Source organism: Bacillus sp. GS3m_15504, assembly GCF_055825275.1.
Genome location: NZ_JBVVNL010000018.1, coordinates 1 through 2,587, shown reverse-complemented (window position 1 = coordinate 2,587; position 2,587 = coordinate 1). Strand labels below are relative to the sequence as shown.

General features: G+C 33.5%; 2 protein-coding genes and 2 rRNA genes. 3 read left to right on the top strand and 1 reads right to left on the bottom strand.

Translation table 11 applies throughout. The features are described 5' to 3' along the window. A 5S ribosomal RNA gene (rrf, locus tag AC0L0O_RS29895) occupies window positions 1-95 on the top strand; the annotation flags it as partial. Window positions 96-374: 279 nt separating this feature from the next. Then, window positions 375-1,295: a DMT family transporter gene (locus AC0L0O_RS29890; RefSeq protein ID WP_000658291.1), complete on the top strand. Its 921-nt coding sequence runs from the start codon at window positions 375-377 to the stop codon at window positions 1,293-1,295. Between the two features lie 82 nt (window positions 1,296-1,377). On the opposite strand, the gene AC0L0O_RS29885 is transcribed toward AC0L0O_RS29890, so the two are convergent. Beyond that, on the bottom strand, window positions 1,378-2,169 hold the full coding sequence (locus AC0L0O_RS29885; protein ID WP_000483028.1) for a sulfotransferase family 2 domain-containing protein: 792 nt from the start codon (window positions 2,167-2,169) through the stop codon (window positions 1,378-1,380). Window positions 2,170-2,484: 315 nt separating this feature from the next. Here AC0L0O_RS29885 and AC0L0O_RS29880 point away from each other — a divergent pair. Beyond that, window positions 2,485-2,587, top strand: a 16S ribosomal RNA gene (locus AC0L0O_RS29880); the annotation flags it as partial.

Below are 2,587 nucleotides of genomic sequence, written 5' to 3'. Positions count from 1 at the left end.
GTCACACCCGTTCCCATACCGAACACGGAAGTTAAGCTCTCTAGCGCCGATGGTAGTTGGGACCTTGTCCCTGTGAGAGTAGGACGTCGCCAAGCAAAAACCTAAGTCGATTCGACTTAGGTTTTTTGTGTTTATTTTTCTATACCAAATAACATAATCGGTAAATTTAGCAATCCTAAAATGCTAGTTTAAGGTAAGAATTACCTTTTATATAATTAAGTTGTAGAATGACTAAAAATATATGAAAACGTTATGCGGAAAATAACTATTCAGTTGTTTTTCACATAACGTTTTTTCATTTTTAAAGGATTTCGCATAAGAAAATATCTATAATTAAGATGGTTAACATATATTTTTGATGGGTGTGGGAGATTATGAAAGAAATATGCATGTTATTAGTGGCTGTTATATTATGGGGGACAGCCATTGCACCAACAAAGTGGGCGCTAGAATCTATTCAGCCATTTACTTTGTTATTTATTCGCCTTTTATTCGCTAGTGGAATTTGCTTGCTATTCTCATTTAAACAATTAAAAAGATCAGTTGAACATAAACAAGTCCCGTGGAAAAGAATGAGTTTACTATCTTTTACTGGTGTAGCTGGATACTTTATGTTCACATCTTACGGTATTTCTTTAACAAGCGGATTGCATGTTAGTATTATTGATGCTGCTTTACCTTTAGTTACAATTCTGTTTTCTGCGTTCTTTTTGAAAGAAAAAATCCAGCTTAATTATTGGATAGGTATTGCATTGGGGGGTGTCGGAGTACTTCTTATTACCATTCCATCTAGTAACGTCGATCAGGAAGTATCTTTAATAGGAGACATCCTTATTTTATTAAGTACTTTCTTATTTGCTTTCTATACAATATTGCTGAAAAGACCAAAACAAGAACAGTATTTATCAAACAAGGTTTTTACAACATTAACTTTAATCATTGGGGCTGTTATCCTCTTACCATTTGCAATGGCAGAAACTTTTTACTATGGTTTTCCAAAAATCGAAACATGGAAGACAGGATTTAGTGTAATGTATCTTGTTATCGGGGCAACAATTTTAGCGTATTGGTTTTGGAATAGAGCGTTAGAGACGGTCTCAGCATCAGTAAGTGGATTATATTTAAATGCATTACCATTAATAAGTATTGTTGCTTCAATTGTTTTATTAGATGAGTCTGTAACGTGGAAGATAGTAATCGGAGGCAGTTTAGTTTTAATAGGGGTAGGCTGGGCAGATAAACAAAAAATAAGTAAGTTATTAAAGAGGGATAATTTAAATAGTAAGGAATGCTAAGCAGTATGTTGTATATGGTTTAAATGAAAAAACACCTAATATATTAGGCGTTTTTTCATTTGGCAAAGATAATAGATTGAAATCAGTATGGGTATTCTCTACTATATTTATACGTATTGAAATCATTTTGAAATATTGTTTGAACAAGTTGTATACATTCAGTATCATAAAAGCTTTCAAAAGTTGGATGACGGGGAAATGAAGGGTCAGTAATATCGCCTTCGCTAAAATTCCCTTTATAAATCATGGCGGGAGTTTGATGATGCCATGATGTTGAAAACTCATTTATTGGTGCGATTTTTAATTCGAAACGCTTTTCTAATTTTTTCATTTCCTGATCGAAGTTTTCTAAGTATATATAATTGGTCACATATTCTTCTTCACCAGCTATATATTGTTGTGTGAAATGTGGGTTAATATCACTTGCGTGAGCCCCTTTCATAAATAGATAGTATAGAAATTGTTTAAATGAGATCCCTTTGGGGGAATTTTCATCTTGATATAAAAACTTTCGGATGGGTTTCCATTCGGGATTTTCCATATAAGGAGGTGCAATTAAGGATATGAAAGAACTGACTGCTCTTCTATAAGGGTTACGAACAAGTTTAAAAGTTTCTTTTTGTTTTTCTCGTAACGCTACCCCTAGTTTTACACTATAGGCAGGTGTACTTTTGTATATATCATATTCATAATTATGAATGAAAGGACTATAACTTAGAGCTGTTTGTAATAAATCAATCTGGTAAAAGAACCACTTAGCAAGAGAAGTACAGCCGCTTTTTTGACTCCAAAATAGAATGATTGGAAACTTCCTATGATAGTGTGGGCTTCTTGAATGGGAGTTTATGACGTGTAATAAAGAAGGATTGAACAAGTTCTACACTCCTTTCAGTTATCTTATTGATATTTATGAGAAACAAAAGGGAGGTATGAAAGTCTTTTTTATCTTTTTTAAAAAAATGAAAGATTAATATTGACTATTATTATATAGAGGTGTAATATAAGAAAAGTCGCTGATGACATTAACGTCGCAAGCGACAAACGAAATGAAAAACTTAGTTGACATTGAAAGATGAAGATGTTAACATAAGGAAGTCGCAAATGAGCGGCCAAGTAGTTCTTTGAAAACTGAACGAAACAAACAACGTGAAACGTCAATTTTTATTTTTAGATGCTAGACAAACTAACTTTATTGGAGAGTTTGATCCTGGCTCAGGATGAACGCTGGCGGCGTGCCTAATACATGCAAGTCGAGCGAATGGATTAAGAGCTTGCTCTTATGAAGTTAGCGG